The following is a 14,880-nucleotide window of genomic DNA, read 5'->3' as shown; positions in this document are numbered from 1 at the left end:
TCCGAGCAATTGAGACCGCGACAGACCGCAAGATCCAGTTCGATTAACGCAGGCCTTGGATGTAGGCAGCGACCGCGTCGATTTGTTCGTCGGTCAGCTGCGAGGCCACGTTGCGCATCATTTGATTCGGATCGGTCTGGCGTGTTCCCGAGCGATACGCTTTCAGCTGATTGATCGTGTACGTGGCGTGCTGGCCCTTGATCTGCGCGTAGCCGGCAGCCGGGTTACCCGCGCCGGTCGGACCGTGGCAGGACTGGCAGGCCGCGAGGCCCTTGGCCGGATCGCCGCCGCGGAACAGCTTCTGCCCCAGCGCCACCTTCGACGGCTCGGCTTCGAGCGTACCGGTGGACTTCTGCGAGGAGAAGAACGCGCCGATATCGGCCATGTCCTCGTCCGAGAGCGGCTTGGCCATCGGGGTCATGAGCGGGTTCTGGCGCTGGTCGTTCTTGAACGCGGTCAGCTGGCGCTTGATGTAGCTCTCATGCTGGCCGGCCAGGTTCGGCCATTCGGGGTTCACGCTGTTGCCGTTGACACCGTGACAGGCGACACACGGCGCGGCTTTCGCCTGGCCTTTCTCGGCCGAGCCCGCGACCGCCGGTTCGGCACCGAAGCTAACGCCCGCCTGCAGGCCGCACAGAACGGTGAGCAGGACCATCGACTGAAACTTCATTATTCGCAACTCCGGTAGCGGCGGCTGGCCAAAAGGCGCGGAATTGTACACTAGCGATACGGCCTGCCTGCCAGCCTCCTACAGCATTCGCGCGTATACAGTTCAACTCATGCCACAGTTCCCGCCCGTCGAGTTCCTCACCAGCTCCTGGCAACCGCACCAGTTCCCCGCCGACGTCGGCGCGGAAGTCGCGTTCGCCGGCCGTTCCAATGCGGGCAAGTCCAGTGCGCTGAATGCCATTACCGGCCGCAAAGACCTCGCGCGGACCAGTAAGACGCCGGGGCGCACGCAGCTGATCAACTTCTTCGCGCTCAACGACCGCCAGCGGCTGGCCGACCTGCCGGGGTACGGATACGCAAAAGTGCCCGAGAAAATGCGCGATCACTGGCGGCAGCTGATGGAGCGCTATGTGGAAACCCGCGAGTCGTTGGGCGGGGTGGTCATCGTGATGGACTCACGGCATCCCCTGACGGACTTCGACTTGCAGATGCTGGAATGGACGGGCGCGCAGAGCTTGCCCGTGCATTTGTTACTGACCAAGGCCGATAAGCTCGGCCGCGGCGAGTCGATGGCCACTCTGAAGAAAGTGCGCACCTCGGTCGGCGATGGCGTCACGGCGCAGCTGTTCTCTGCTGTGAATAAGACGGGCGTGGATGAGGCGCGCAAAGAGGTGCTGAAGATGCTGGCCGGGAGAGCCCAGCGCGCTTCGGACACCACAGAGATTTAATTCAGGGTCTTCGCGCCGGCCCGGAGGATCGGAGCCGCTGTCGCGGACGGTCGCGCCGCTTCGCGGCCGACCTGGGAGTGACCCGGGGGCCTCGCCACCTTTATGGTCATTCCTGGCGCGGACCGGAGGGCTCAGCACGCTCCGGGACAGGCGGCGAAGCCGCAAATTTTGGCACTTCGGGGAGAGGGGCGGCGGAGCCGCAATAGAAAGGGCTGCTGCGTTATGAGCCGACCTGAACGGCAAACTTTCCGGTCTCCAGAAAAAAAGAACCCCGGCGACTTCTGGAGCCACCGGGGCAGTATTACCCGGCATGGGGATGGACCGGGTTACCGTTCACTCAGGGAGGTCAGCGAACGGGAGCGTCCTGGCCGACGCTCGGGAATTATGACGCCCGCCGGGGGCGAAAGTTCCGCGACTTTTTCACCCGTTTCGTGTGAAAAAATCTTTATTCTTTCATGCGGTTAACCGCAATTTAGTTGCGACTGGAAGACCACAGGCAGAAGCCTTGGCAGGCGCCGTTTCTGTGGCTTTTGTGGCACACATACAACAAATTGGCCTGACCAATTCATTCTGAACTTACCGTCCCGGGCCGCCGAACTTATAGGTGAACCCGAGCGACAGCATGCTCAACCAGTCGCTGTCGTCGTCATTGCTGTCCCAGTCATCGTCGTTCCAGTTATCCCACCAGTCGTCGTCGTCGCGATTGCTGGCATCGAGCAGGATGCCCTCATATTCGATCCGGATCGCCAGGTTATTGGCGCGAAATTGCGCGCCGATGCCGATCAGAGGCTCGGTGGTCTTCTCGCTGTCGGAACCGGCGAAGCCGCGCGCAGAAAAATCGGCATCGAGCCGGGCAACGCCCAGCCGTCCGAACAGGTCGAAGTTGCTGCCCAGGGGCAGCATGCCCAGCGCGCTGACTGAGACCGCCGAATAGTCGGCCTGGAGGTCGACGCCGAAGATGCGGTCCACCGGCTTGCCGAAGTCGGTGTAGTTCAGCTCGACGGCGACCCAGTCGATGATCCGGTAGCCAGCGATCACCTTGAAGCCGGTGTCGTCGGCGTCGAACTCCTCGCGCGTCTCGTCGTCCTTGAACTGCACGGTCGAGTCGCCGATTGACCCGCCGAAATAAGGGCCCGCCAAAGCAGGGTCGCGCGCGAACGCGGCGGGGCTCGCCGCGCACAGCGCAATTGGCAATGACAGCCAACGAAGGGGCAAACGCGTGGGATAAGGCTCCGTTGTTTACAGGAACGTGTAGGTGACGCCGATCGAGAGCATGTTGGCGTCCTTCAAATTGTCGATCTCGAACTTCTCATACTCGGCGCGAACGCCGAGGCTGAGCAGGCGGAACTGCACGCCGACGCCGTACGCGAAGTCGGTGCCGTCGTCCCGGAAAAAGCTGCCGACGTTCTTTTGTTTGAAATCGGTGTCGGAGCTGATCACGCCGCCTTTGGCGAACACATCGACCGGCCCGACCGGCAGGAAAAACACGCCGAAACCGCTGATGCCGTCGGTCTCGACAGTGAAGCCGTTGCGCTCGGGCTCGCCGAAATTCACATAGCTGGCCTCGATGCCGAACCAGTCCAAAGGACGAATGCCGGCAATGATCTTGAAGCCGGTATCGCTCTCGTCCACCTGCAGCACGCCCTGCTCGATGTCGACGTTGGCATCGCCGAGGCTGGCACCGAGATAGATGCCGTTGTCAGCGGCCATCGAGGCTGTGCTCGCCAGCAACAATGCGGTGGCCAGAATTGCTTTACGCATGGATTTAGGTCCTTTGTAACAAATGACTGATGGACGACTGACTACTGAAATAGTCGGACAGGGCATCAGGTTGCATCAGGATGCACGATCAACCTGAATCGGAAATGAAATAGAGGAGCGGGGCGGCGGGCGCCGCGGCGCACTGGAAGCAATCAGTGCGCTTCGTCCCAGTTTTCGCCGATGCCGGCATCCACTTTCAGCGGCACGCGCAACTCGGCGGCACCGCTCATCCGCTCGCGCACGTGGGCGATCAAATCGTCCGCCAGCTCACGTCGCACTTCGAAGACAAGTTCGTCATGCACCTGCAAGAGCAGGCGCGCTTCGAGCTTGGAATGCGACAACCAGCGATCGACTTCGATCATGGCGCGCTTGATGACATCCGCGGCCGTGCCTTGCATCGGTGCGTTAATTGCGGCGCGCTCGGCGGCCTGGCGCAGAGCTGCGTTACGCGCATTGATATCGTTGAGATACAAACGACGTCCGAACACGGTTTCCACATAGCCGCGCTCGTGCGCGAGCTGACGTGTTTCATCCATGTAACGACGCACGCCGGGATAACGTTGAAAATACGTCTCGACGTAACGCGCCGCCGTGCCGCGCTCGATGCCCAGCCGCAACGCCAGGCCGAACGCCGACATGCCGTAGATCAAACCGAAATTGATCATCTTTGCCGTGCGGCGCTGATCCGCGGTCACGGTGTCGAGCGTCATGCCGAACACTTCGGCCGCGGTTGCCAGATGGATGTCGCGATCTTCGCTGAAAGCTTTCAGCAGTCCTTCGTCGCCGGACAGATGCGCCATGATGCGCAGCTCGATCTGCGAATAATCGGCCGCGACGATGCACCAGCCCTTCGGGGCCACGAAAGCCTGGCGAATACGCCGGCCTTCCGGCGTGCGGATCGGAATGTTCTGCAGATTCGGATCGGCGGAGGACAGGCGCCCGGTCGCGGCGATCGCTTGCTGATAACAAGTGTGCACGCGCTGAGTCGAGCGATTGATCTGCAGCGGCAGCTTGTCCGTGTAGGTGGATTTCAACTTCGCGAACGCGCGGTAATCCATGATGAGCTTCGGCAGCTCATAACTCGCGGCGAGCTCTTCGAGCACGTCTTCCGCCGTCGACGGTTGACCGGTCGGCGTCTTGCGAATGACGGGCAGGCCCAGCTTGTTGAACAGGATGTCCTGCAGCTGCTTGGGAGATTCCAGCGAGAACTGTCCGCCGGCGGCCGCGTACGCTTTCGTTTCGATCTCGCGCATGCCGGTGGCCAGTTCATTGCTCTGTTTGCGGAGCAAGTCGCCATCGAGCAGCACGCCTGCTTGTTCCATCTTCAGCAGCACCGGAACCAACGGCTGCTCGATGTTTTCGTACAGTTCCTTCACCGGCGGCAGCGCTTCGAGCCGCGGCCACATCAGGCGATGCAACTGCAGAGCGAGGTCTGCCTCCTCGGCCGCATAGCTCGTGGCCGTGTCGAGCGAGACTTGATTGAACTCGATCTGCTTCGCGCCTTTGCCCGCGACGCTTTCGTACGGAATCGGATCGATGCCGAGATAACGACGTGACATCGGCCCCAGCTCATGCTTGGTCGCGGTGCTGTTTAATACATACGACTCGAGCATGATGTCGAACTTATCGCCGCGCAGCTCGATGCCGGCGCGCTTGAGCACGTGACCTTTGTACTTCAGGTCGTAACCGACCTTCAGCGGTTGCTCGGCTTCGAGCACAGGCTTCAGTGCTTTCAATACAGCATCGCGCGACAACTGTTCGGGGGCGCCGGGATAGTTGTGACCGACCGGCACATAAGCGACCGTACCCGGCTCGACGCTGAACGCGATGCCGACGATGTCCGCTTGCATGTAGCCGCCGGACGTCGTCGCTACATTCAGCGACATCACATTCGCTGATTTCAATTGCGCGATCCATGTGTCCAGCGCAGCGGCCGTCGTTACCGTTTCGTAGCTGCGCGGTACCGGTGGAGGCGGAGCGCCTTCGGCAGGCGGCTCTGCTGAAGCGTTGGACGCGGCGGACGATGCCGGAGCACCGCCAGCGTCGTCGCCGACGATTTGCTTCAGCAGTGCGCGAAACTCCATGCGCGTGAACAGCTCTCTCAGCCGATCTTTATCGGGCTCGCCGACGCGCAATGTTTCGAACGGCTGCTCCAGGTTCACCTTGAGGTCGATGGTCGCGAGCTTGCGCGACAGCTCGAGCTCCTTCATGCCGTTGCGCAGATTCTCGCCGACCTTGCCGGTGATGGCGGCGGCGTTCTCCACCAGCTTGTCGAGCGTGCCGTATTCGCCGAGCCATTTCGCCGCGGTCTTCGGGCCGACTTTGGGAATGCCGGGAATGTTGTCGGAGGTGTCGCCGACCAGCGCGAGGTAGTCGATGATCTGTTCGGGATAAACATCGAACTTGGTTTTCACGCCTTCCCGATTCAGGCGCGAGCCGGTCATCGTGTTGACCAGCGTGATGCGCTCATTCACCAGCTGCGCCATATCCTTATCGCCGGTGGAGATGATCACATCGAAGTCCAGCGCAGCGGCCTGACAGGCCAAAGTGCCGATCACGTCATCGGCTTCGACGCCTTCGACACGCAGTAACGGCAGACCCATGGCGCGAACGCTGTCGAGCAAGGGCTGCAGCTGCGAGCGCAGATCGTCGGGCATCGGTGTGCGCGTCGCTTTGTACGCTTCGAACAGTTCGTCACGAAACGTTTTGCCCGGCGCATCGAACACGACGGCGATCAGATCCGGCGACTCTTCCTTGCGCAGTTTCTGCAGCATGTTGAGCACGCCGAGCACCGCGCCCGTCGGCTCGCCACGCGAGTTGGTCAGCGGCGGCAGCGCGTGGAAGGCGCGATACAAATAACCTGAGCCGTCCACCAGGACGAGCTTGCGTTGTGCTGCCATTACTGATCCGCCTGCGGCGGTGGGGTGGTGGCGGGACGATCCGGATCGGGCGGCGACACCGGCGGCGGCTGCGATTGACTGGGCGCCGACGGATCGGTGCGCTGAGGCTGTGCGCGATCTCTCTTTTGCGACTGGGGCGCGGGCTGCAGCACCCGAACCTTGCTTCCTTCCAGCGCCGGCTCGGACGTCGTGGCGGGCACTTCCTGGGCCTTGTCGTCGGGCAAATACAGCGGACCTTTCAGCCCGCAACCCACCAGGCTGAACAATACAAAGGCCAGCCCGAATGTGCGCGTGGAGGATTTCATCCGCGCATTATAAAGGACCCTTCCCGGGCATGGGTCATCCATGACAGCTTCGAGCGAATTCGAGGCCGATTACGCTTTCTGATCGATCTCGATCACCGCCATGGTCAGGCGGGAAATACACACCAGCTTGTCGCGCTCGTCAGTGATACGAATTTCCCAGACGTGACTGCGGCGCCCGAGATGAACCGGGCGCGCGGTGCCGATCACGAAGCCGCTGGCGACGCCGCGGATATGGTTGGCGTTGATCTCCTGGCCCAGGCAGCGATATTTGCTCGGGTCGGTCGTCAACATGGCCGCGTAGCTGCCCAATGTTTCCGCCAGAGCAACCGATGCGCCGCCGTGCAGGATGCCGTCGGGCTGATGGGTGCGGTCAGTCACCGGCATGCGGCCGCGCAGATAATCCGGGCCGAGCTCGGTGAACTCGATGCCCAGATGCTCCGCCATGCCGATGCGCGTGGTGAGATCTTCGAGTTTGTACGGTTTGAACCAGATGGACATGGTTATTTCTTACGCAGTTTGTCGCCGATGCGGCGATAGGCTTCGCGGAAAGAGATTCCTTCCTTGACCACCAGCTCATTCGCTTCCGCGGCCGCATGAATCGACGGGTCGAGTCGGATGCGATCCTTGCGGAAGGTCACGCCCGCCAGCGCCGACGGCAGAATGCCCAGCGTGTCCAGACACAGATCGATGCCACGGAACAACGGCACCTTGATCAGCTGCAGATCGCGCTGATAGCCCGAGGGCAGCTTGGCGACGATGCCCATCACTTCGAGCAAACAAGCCTGCGCGCTGGCGCTGCGGCCGCGGATCAGCTCGAACACGTCGGGGTTGCGCTTCTGCGGCATGATAGACGAGCCGGTCGTGAAGGCATCCGGCAACGCGACGAACGAAAACTCCTGCGTGTAGAACAGCAAGAGATCCGATGCGAGGCGCGCGACGTCCTGCATCACCAATGAGATTTCGAATAACAGCTGAGCTTCGGCTTTTCCGCGCGACAGCTGCACTGAGGTCACCGGCTGCTGAACTGAAGCGAACGCGAGTTTCTTGGCCGTTGCTTCCCGATCGATGGGCAGATTCGGTGAGCCGTAGCCCGCAGCGGAGCCGAGCGGGCTCTTCTGCAAACGACGATGCACCTGATGCAAACCTTCGGCGTCATCGCGCAACTCGGCAGCGAAGCCGCCGGCCCACAACTTCACCGAGCTCGGCATCGCCTGCTGCATGTGAGTGTAGCCGGGCAACGCCACGTCGCCCTCGCGTGCCGCCAGCTCGTCGAGCGCTTGAGCGGCGCCTTCAGTGCGTTGTTTCAATTCATCGACGGCGTCGCGCAGATAGAGGCGCACCGCCGTGAGCACTTGATCGTTACGCGAGCGGGCCAGATGCACGCGCTTGCCAGCCTCGCCAATGCGCTCGGTCAGCAGATTTTCCAGCGCAGTCTGGCCGTCTTCGTGTTCGAGCAGCACGCGCCAGTTGCCGGCAGCGTGCTCAGCAGCGATCTCGGTCAGGCCCTTGCGAATTGCTTCCAGGTCGGTCGCTGACAACAAGCCTTGAGCATTGAGCATCTCGGCGTGCGCGATCGAGGCGCGAGCGTCGTACTCGACCAGCCGATTGTCGAGCGCATGGTCCTCGCCGGCCGTGTAACGGAGCACCCGTTCGTCGAGCGGCGCGCCTTTGTCCCAGAGACGGCTCATGTAGACACCACAATCATATTTTCAACGAGCCCGGCGAGCGAGCATCCAAAATAGTAGACACCACACCCATTCTTAATGGCAAAGCTCGCGAAGCGAGCCTTCCAAAAAGGGATGTGGTTGAGTTATGCATGTTGCTCGGCCGGGCTCAGCGCGCTGATGTTTTCGACCACCAGCGTGCCCGTGCCTTCATTCGTGAAGGCTTCGGCAAGGATGCTGTCGGTGCTCTTGTACGAAATCACGTGCACGCGACGCACGCCGCCGCGAATTGCTTCTTCGATGGCCTTGGCCTTCGGCAGCATGCCGTCCTTCAGGCTGCCCTGATCCTTGAGCTTCTGCAGGCCGGCGAGATCGGTGTACGAAATGATGGAGCGCGGATCTTCCAGCGACTCGAGAATGCCGGGCGCGCCGGTCACCAACATCAGCTTCTCCGCCTTCAGCGCCGCGCCGATGCCGGCCGCGACCGTGTCGGCGTTGATGTTCAGCAGCGTGCCCTTGTCATCGGCAGACACCGGGCTCACGACCGGCATCAAGCCGTCGTCGAGCAACTGCTGCAGCACCTTCGCGTCGATCAGATCGATGTCGCCGACGAAACCATAGTCGACGGTCTCGCCTTCGACCTTCACCGGCGGACGCTTGTGAGCGCGGACCAGGCCCGCGTCGACGCCACTCACGCCGACCGCAGCGATATCCAGTTCGCGGCAGATGCCGAGAATCTGAGTGTTCACGAGGCCATTGAGCACCATGCTGGTGACTTCCATGGACTTCTCGTCGGTGACGCGACGGCCCGCGACCATGCGCGGCGTGATGCCCAAGGACTCTTGAATCTGCGACAGCTGCGGACCGCCGCCGTGCACGAGCACGACGCGAATGCCGACCTGATGCAGGATCGCGACTTGTTCGATCAGCGTGCGGGTGGACTCGATGTCGCCGAACACACCACCGCTGGCCTTGATGACGAACACCTTGCCCTTGTACATGCGAATGTACGGTGCGGCGCTGCGCAGAGCGCGAACGGCAACAGAGGGATCAGAGCGAAGCACCACGGCAGTATCCTTAGAAGTGAATAGTGACTAATGACTAATGACTGGTCAGAAAAAGATCAGCCTCGAAGCAGCCGGTAAAGGACTGCCATCTGCACGACCATCCGATTGAACGCTTCACGGATCACGACACTGCGTGGGCCGTCGAGCACTTCATCGGCCACCGCGACATTACGCCGAACCGGCAAGCAATGCATGAAATGACAGCCAGGATCCGTCGCGCGGAACCAGCTTTCCTTCACGCACCAGTCGCTCAAGTCTTCGCGCAGGCGCTTGTCGGCCGCGTCGTCGCCGTAGTGTTGCGGCGAGCCCCATTCTTTTGCATAGAGCACGTGAGCGCCGTCGAGTGCCTCGGCGCGATTCTCGGTCTCGCGTACGGAACCGCCCGACGCCTTCGCGGCCTGTCGTGCTTTTTCCATGATGGGCTCGGGCAGAGCGAAGCCTTCAGGACGCAGCACGACGACTTCCATGCCGCGCATTGCCGCCATGTGAACGGTCGATGACGGCACGGCCAGCGGTAACGCCCGCGGATGATTGGCCCAGCTCAACACAAACTTACCTTTCTCCGGCACGCGCAGCTCATCCATCGTGTGCCAGTCGGCGAGCGCCTGGCAGGGATGCGCCATCGCCGATTCCATGTTCACCAGCGGCTTGTCACAAAGATCCGCCATCATGCGGAAGCCGGTCTCGGCGAGATCGGAGGCGAGGTTGCGATGCTCAGCGAACATGCGAATACCAATGGCGTCGCAGTACGAAGCGAGCACGGGCACGGCTTCACGCACGTGCTCGGCCGCGGCGCCATTCATAATCGCACCGGAGCGCGTTTCCATCTGCCATGTGCCCTGACCCGGCGTGATGACGACGGCGGTACCGCCGAGACGCATCATCGCGCTTTGGAACGAGGCCAGCGTACGTAGAGAGGGATTCAAGAACAGCAGGCCGAGCACCTTGCCGGCCAGCGCTTGCGGTTGCGGTGTCTGCTGCAAGCGAGCGGCGAGACCCAGCAGGTCTTTCACTTGCTCGCGCGGAAAATCGCCCAGGTCGAGAAAACGATTCATAAGTTATTGCTCGGTGTGTTTGCGACTCACTTCAATCAGTGAGTCATTTCGGCAGTCGAGCGAGTGCTTTGCGCAGCAACTCGACATGCTCACTTTCTAATACGAACGGTGCCAGGATACGCAGGATGTTGGGATCGGCGCTGGTGCCGGTGAGAATGTCCAGCTTCAACAGCTCCGCTTGCACGTCCTTCGCGGGCCGCGAGGTGCGCAGGCCCAGCAGCAAGCCGGCGCCTTGCGAGCCGATCACCGGACCGACCATGCAGGTCTCGCGGATTTCCGCCGAGCGCTGCTGGACGTTCTTCAACAGGTTTTCGGATTCGATGATGTCGATGACGGCTTCGACGATGGCGCAGGCCATCGGGCCGCCGCCGAACGTCGTGCCCAGCGAGTCCATCTTCAAATACGGGGCGACATGATCCGCGACCATCATCGCCGACACCGGGAAGCCACCACCCAGTGCCTTCGCCGTGGTGATGATGTCCGGTGTCACTTCATACATGTTGGCGGCGAACGGATGGCCCGTGCGCCCGAAGCCGCACTGAACTTCGTCGAAGATCAGCACGCTGCCGTTCTCGCTGCAACGGAAGCGCAATGCCTGCAAGAATTCCTTCGGCATATCGAGTGCGCCGGCCACGCCTTGCACGGGCTCGACGATGACAGCGGCGGTCTGATCGTTGATCAGCGTGCTGAGCTCGGCCGCAGTCGTCGTCGGCTTGATGAACTTCACTTCGAACGGTGTGTTCGGGAAGCCGTACCACTTTTTGTCCGCACCCCAAGTCACCGCGCCAGCGGCGGCGGTGCGGCCGTGGAAGCTGCCTTCGACCGCGATCACCTGCGTGCCGCCGGTCATTTTGCAGGCGAGCTTCAACGCATTCTCATTGGCTTCGGCGCCCGAGTTCACGAAGAACACGGTGTCGAGCCCGAGCCCGGCGAACTTGGCGAGCCGGGTCGCCGCGCGACGGCGCACGTCGAGCGCAACGGCATTGCTCTGGAAACAAAGCGACTTCGCCTGCTCAGTCAGTGCTTCGACCCAGCGCGGATGGCCATAGCCGAGCGCCGCCACGGCGTGACCGCCATAGAGATCCAGCACCTTGCCGCCATCGGGCTTGTGCAAGAAGACGCCGCGCGCGTCCGTGATCTGCAACGGAAACTGCGCGTAAACCGGCGCGAGATGATCGGCCGGTGCGTTGGAAGTGGCTACTGAATTGCTCATCGAACTCATGTTCTCGTTTGAAAGTCGCCGGCGACTGCGTTGTCGCCGGCCGATCCTTTAAGTCCAGCCCGCCGCCGGCGTCGTCAAGCCGGTGGTTTCATCCAGGCCGAACACGCGATTCAACCATTGCATCGCGCCGCCGGCCGCGCCCTTCACCAGGTTATCGATGGCGCACATCACAGCGACGGATTCCCCATTGGCCGCCGCGCTCAGGAACGCGTAATTGCTGGTCGCCACATCTTTTACATGAGGCATCTCGCCGACGACACGAACGAAAGGCCGGCCGGCGTAGAAGCCCTTCAGCGCCTCGAGCAGCTCGGGCGTCTTGATCGGCTTCAGCGCCTTCGCCTGCACGGTGACATGAATGCCGCGCGCGAACGGACCGGAGTGCGGAACGAAGTTGAACTCCGCCGGCACTTGCGAGGCCACCTGCGCCAGCGCCGCGATCTCCGGCGTATGCCGATGTGACAACGGATTGTATGCGTACAGATCGCTGTGCCGCTGCGGGTGATGAGTGCCCGCGCCCGGCGTGCGGCCCGAACCGGTGCTGCCCGTGATGCCGGCAGCAAACAAACGCGGCTCGACGAGACCGAGCGACAACAACGGCACGCTCGACAACAACACGGCCGTCGCGAAGCAGCCCGGATGCGCCACATGCGGCGTCGTGAGCTTGTTCAGGTGTTCCGGCACGGCGCAGCTGAACTGCGCAATCCGATTCGGCGCACCGTGCGCATGCTTGTACACCGCTTCATAAGCACTGGCCGTGCTGTAGCGATAGTCGGCAGAAATATCGATGACGCGCGGCTTCGTGCCTTTCGCTTCGGCCGCCGTGAGGATGTCATCGATGAGCTTGGCTGCCACGCCATGCGGAGCAGCCGACACAACCGCCGACGTCGGCAGCGTGCCGACCAGCTGCTTCACTTCGTCCAGGCTGGAGAACTTCAGCTCCGGATAGATCGGCGCCAGATGCGCAAAGAACTTGGCCACCGGCTCACCAGGCTGGCTGTCCGAAAGAATGGCCTTCAGCTCCAGACGCGGATGCGCGGCGATCAGGCGCAGCAGCTCGCCTGACACATAGCCGGTGCCACCCAGAACAATGACCGGAATCTTCGCGTCGCTCATTCTTCGCTCACCGCCGCTTTGGTCTTCGGAGTCAGCTTCAACGAATCGATCACGCAGTCGCCCAGCGCGGCACCGGCGGTGATCGCGTTGAAGGCCGGCACGCCGAACTTGTCCTTGATGATGTTCACGCCGACCGCGTTGTCGGTCGCCGGGCCGGTGACGACCGACGGCTCGATACCGAACTGCTCACGAAGCAGCTTCACGCCGCCCCAGGCCGCGACCGGATCGTTCGCCGACAACACGACGGAAGTGAGCGCGGCACGAATATCCGACGCCGACAGGATCGCTTCGACGCCATACGCGCCGAGGATGCCGTCACCCAGCTCGAACACGATCACGTCGGGCTCGCCTTGCGACATCTCGGTCAGCAGCGCGCGAGTGATCGCCGGGCCGGTCTTCGCCGTGGTCGTGACCACGCCGAGGTCGGTAAAGATCATGCTCTTGCTCGCGCCGGCATCTTCCATCGCCAGAATGTCACGACGCAAAGAGACACCAGTGGCCTTGAACGCATGCACGTTCAAGCCCCGATGCCGCATGCGAGCGACGATCGCGCAAGCCGCCGCGGTCTTGCCCGCTTCCATACAAGTGCCCGCGAGTGCGACCACCGGCACGTTGCGAGTGTTCACGGTCGCGTTGTAATCGAGGCGGCGATAGCCGATGCGCGCCGGCACGCCGATACGCTCGCCGAGATACGGGAATTGCAGCACCACGCCGATCACCTTCGCGTCGAACGGCGTGCCCTTTTCCGGGTTCACCGATTCGACCACGCCCAGCACGCCGCCGATGTTCAGCACCTGGATGACGTCGCCTTCCTTCACCGAGGTCGGCAAATGACCCGAGTAGCCGAACAGCGCCTGGCGATGGCCGAGCGCGCCGACGATCACGTCGCCCTTGGCGACCTTGGCCATGCGGCCGCTGGTCAGCTCGAGGGTGTTGTAAGTCGACTTGTTGTTGAGGATCTCGACAACCAGCACCACGCCTTCCTCGCAAGGAATGTTGTCCGTGGCGACACGCAACTCATGCCCCAGGTTCAAAGCCTGGGTGATGGACGCGATCTTGTCGACGACTACGGTTTTCATGGCAGTGTTCAGTTCACCTGTTCAGACGTTGAAAAAACGATTCGTTACTTGCCCTGGCCCGCGCGGGTCCAGAACATGCCGGGCAGCCCGACCATCTTCGAGAAGCCGAGCGCATCGGCGGCGGTCCACTCACCGGCCGCTTCGCCATAGACGCCCTTCGAGGCGGCCATGATGGAGTAGGGCGATGTCACGCCGGCGACAAACGCGTTGCCGGGGTGGTACTGCACCTTCACTTCGCCGGTGACCCGTGCCTGCGAATTCACGAACAGCGCTTCCATGTCGCGGCACACCGGATCCAGATGCTGGCCTTCGTGCACCAGATCGCCGTACGGGCCGGACAACATTTCCTTCACGCGCTGCTGACGGCCGGTCATCACCAGCTTTTCCAGCTCGCGATGCGCGCTGATCAACACTTCGGCGGCGGGCGCTTCGAACGCGACGCGGCCCTTGGTGCCGATGATGGTGTCGCCCAGGTGGATGCCCCGGCCGACGCCGAACTTCGCGCCGATCGCTTCGACCTTCTCGATCACGCTCACCGCGTCGAGCTTCACGCCGTCCAGGCTCGAAGGAATGCCCTTCTCGAAGCCGATGGTGTGCGTCTCCGGCGCCTGCGGGTTCGAGTACGCGTCCTTCGACAGCACCCACGCATGATCGGGAATGCTGCCCTCGGAGGTCAGCGTCTCTTTACCACCGATCGTCACGCCCCACAGGCCGCGATTCACCGAATAGGCAGCGCCGTACGGCGGGATGGTGAGATTCCGATCCTGCAGATACTTGAGCTGATCCGGGCGCTTGAACGCCTGATCGCGCACCGGCGCGAGAATGGTCAGCTCGGGCGCCAGCGTGCGGATCGCAACTTCGAAGCGCACCTGATCGTTGCCGGCCGCCGTGCAGCCGTGCGCGACCACCTTGGTGCCGAGCTTGCGGGCATATTCGGCAATGATCTGCGCCTGCATGACGCGCTCGGCGCCGACGCACAGCGGATACATCTGACCGCGCTTCACGTTACCCATGATCAGGTACTTGATCACCTGCTCGAAGTAAGCCGGCTTCGCTTCGACCAGGATGTGATCTTTCGCACCCAGCGCACGAGCGCGCTGATCCAGCACCTTCGCCGCTTCGGCATCGATGCCGCCGGTATCGACGGTCACCGTGATGATCGGGCGCTTATAGTTTTCCGACAGCCACGGCACCAGGAATGAAGTGTCCAGGCCGCCGGAGAAGGCCAGCAGAATCGGTTCGTTGCCAGGAGGAAGTGTGCTCATGCTCGTTTCCGTATCAATACAAATAGCTGATCTGGTGTTGGACGCGCCGGCG

The 14,880-nt window shown here is 62.2% G+C and carries 14 protein-coding genes; 1 reads left to right on the top strand and 13 read right to left on the bottom strand.

Going from position 1 to position 14,880, the window contains the following annotated elements; translation table 11 throughout:
• Window positions 1-43: 43 nt before the first annotated feature.
• On the bottom strand, window positions 44-670 hold the full coding sequence (locus ACFPN2_RS13095) for a c-type cytochrome (RefSeq protein WP_380597170.1): 627 nt from the start codon (window positions 668-670) through the stop codon (window positions 44-46).
• Window positions 671-779: 109 nt separating this feature from the next.
• Here ACFPN2_RS13095 and yihA point away from each other — a divergent pair, with 109 nt between their 5' ends.
• Window positions 780-1,397, top strand: a complete 618-nt coding sequence (gene yihA, locus ACFPN2_RS13090) for a ribosome biogenesis GTP-binding protein YihA/YsxC (RefSeq protein WP_380597169.1) — start codon at window positions 780-782, stop codon at window positions 1,395-1,397.
• Between the two features lie 576 nt (window positions 1,398-1,973).
• Here yihA and ACFPN2_RS13085 read toward each other — a convergent pair.
• The 12 genes from ACFPN2_RS13085 to argG all read right to left on the bottom strand — a co-directional run bounded on the left by ACFPN2_RS13085 (window position 1,974) and on the right by argG (window position 14,828).
• Window positions 1,974-2,591: an outer membrane beta-barrel protein gene (locus ACFPN2_RS13085; RefSeq protein WP_380597167.1), complete on the bottom strand. Its 618-nt coding sequence runs from the start codon at window positions 2,589-2,591 to the stop codon at window positions 1,974-1,976.
• Window positions 2,592-2,636: 45 nt separating this feature from the next.
• Window positions 2,637-3,158: an outer membrane beta-barrel protein gene (locus tag ACFPN2_RS13080; protein ID WP_380597165.1), complete on the bottom strand. Its 522-nt coding sequence runs from the start codon at window positions 3,156-3,158 to the stop codon at window positions 2,637-2,639.
• Between the two features lie 152 nt (window positions 3,159-3,310).
• Complete coding sequence (polA, locus tag ACFPN2_RS13075) at window positions 3,311-6,058, bottom strand: DNA polymerase I (protein WP_380597163.1); 2,748 nt, start codon at window positions 6,056-6,058, stop codon at window positions 3,311-3,313.
• Window positions 6,058-6,363: an LPS translocon maturation chaperone LptM gene (lptM, locus tag ACFPN2_RS13070; RefSeq protein ID WP_380597161.1), complete on the bottom strand. Its 306-nt coding sequence runs from the start codon at window positions 6,361-6,363 to the stop codon at window positions 6,058-6,060. The genes polA and lptM overlap by 1 nt, the downstream gene beginning before the upstream one ends.
• 69 nt (window positions 6,364-6,432) lie before the next feature.
• Window positions 6,433-6,861, bottom strand: a complete 429-nt coding sequence (locus ACFPN2_RS13065) for a PaaI family thioesterase (protein ID WP_380597160.1) — start codon at window positions 6,859-6,861, stop codon at window positions 6,433-6,435.
• A gap of 2 nt (window positions 6,862-6,863) precedes the next feature.
• Window positions 6,864-8,051, bottom strand: coding sequence for an argininosuccinate lyase (gene argH, locus ACFPN2_RS13060; protein WP_380597158.1), 1,188 nt, complete (start codon window positions 8,049-8,051; stop codon window positions 6,864-6,866).
• 122 nt (window positions 8,052-8,173) lie between these two features.
• Complete coding sequence (argB, locus tag ACFPN2_RS13055; RefSeq protein ID WP_380597156.1) at window positions 8,174-9,094, bottom strand: acetylglutamate kinase; 921 nt, start codon at window positions 9,092-9,094, stop codon at window positions 8,174-8,176.
• A 56-nt stretch (window positions 9,095-9,150) separates the two neighbouring features.
• Entirely contained in the window at window positions 9,151-10,149 is a 999-nt protein-coding gene (locus ACFPN2_RS13050) for an N-acetylornithine carbamoyltransferase (RefSeq protein ID WP_380597154.1), read from the bottom strand.
• A 43-nt stretch (window positions 10,150-10,192) separates the two neighbouring features.
• Window positions 10,193-11,362, bottom strand: coding sequence for an aspartate aminotransferase family protein (locus ACFPN2_RS13045; RefSeq protein WP_380597152.1), 1,170 nt, complete (start codon window positions 11,360-11,362; stop codon window positions 10,193-10,195).
• Between the two features lie 57 nt (window positions 11,363-11,419).
• Complete coding sequence (argC, locus tag ACFPN2_RS13040; RefSeq protein WP_380597150.1) at window positions 11,420-12,484, bottom strand: N-acetyl-gamma-glutamyl-phosphate reductase; 1,065 nt, start codon at window positions 12,482-12,484, stop codon at window positions 11,420-11,422.
• Complete coding sequence (locus ACFPN2_RS13035) at window positions 12,481-13,563, bottom strand: hypothetical protein (RefSeq protein WP_380597148.1); 1,083 nt, start codon at window positions 13,561-13,563, stop codon at window positions 12,481-12,483. The genes argC and ACFPN2_RS13035 overlap by 4 nt, the downstream gene beginning before the upstream one ends.
• A gap of 44 nt (window positions 13,564-13,607) precedes the next feature.
• Window positions 13,608-14,828, bottom strand: a complete 1,221-nt coding sequence (argG, locus tag ACFPN2_RS13030; RefSeq protein WP_380597146.1) for an argininosuccinate synthase — start codon at window positions 14,826-14,828, stop codon at window positions 13,608-13,610.
• Window positions 14,829-14,880 lie beyond the last annotated feature (52 nt).

Origin of the sequence: Steroidobacter flavus, from assembly GCF_042651805.1 — a bacterium.
Taxonomy (GTDB): Bacteria; Pseudomonadota; Gammaproteobacteria; order Steroidobacterales; family Steroidobacteraceae; genus Steroidobacter; species Steroidobacter flavus.
The sequence above is the reverse complement of the archived record's forward strand: the minus strand, read 5'-3'. Positions and strand labels throughout refer to the sequence as shown.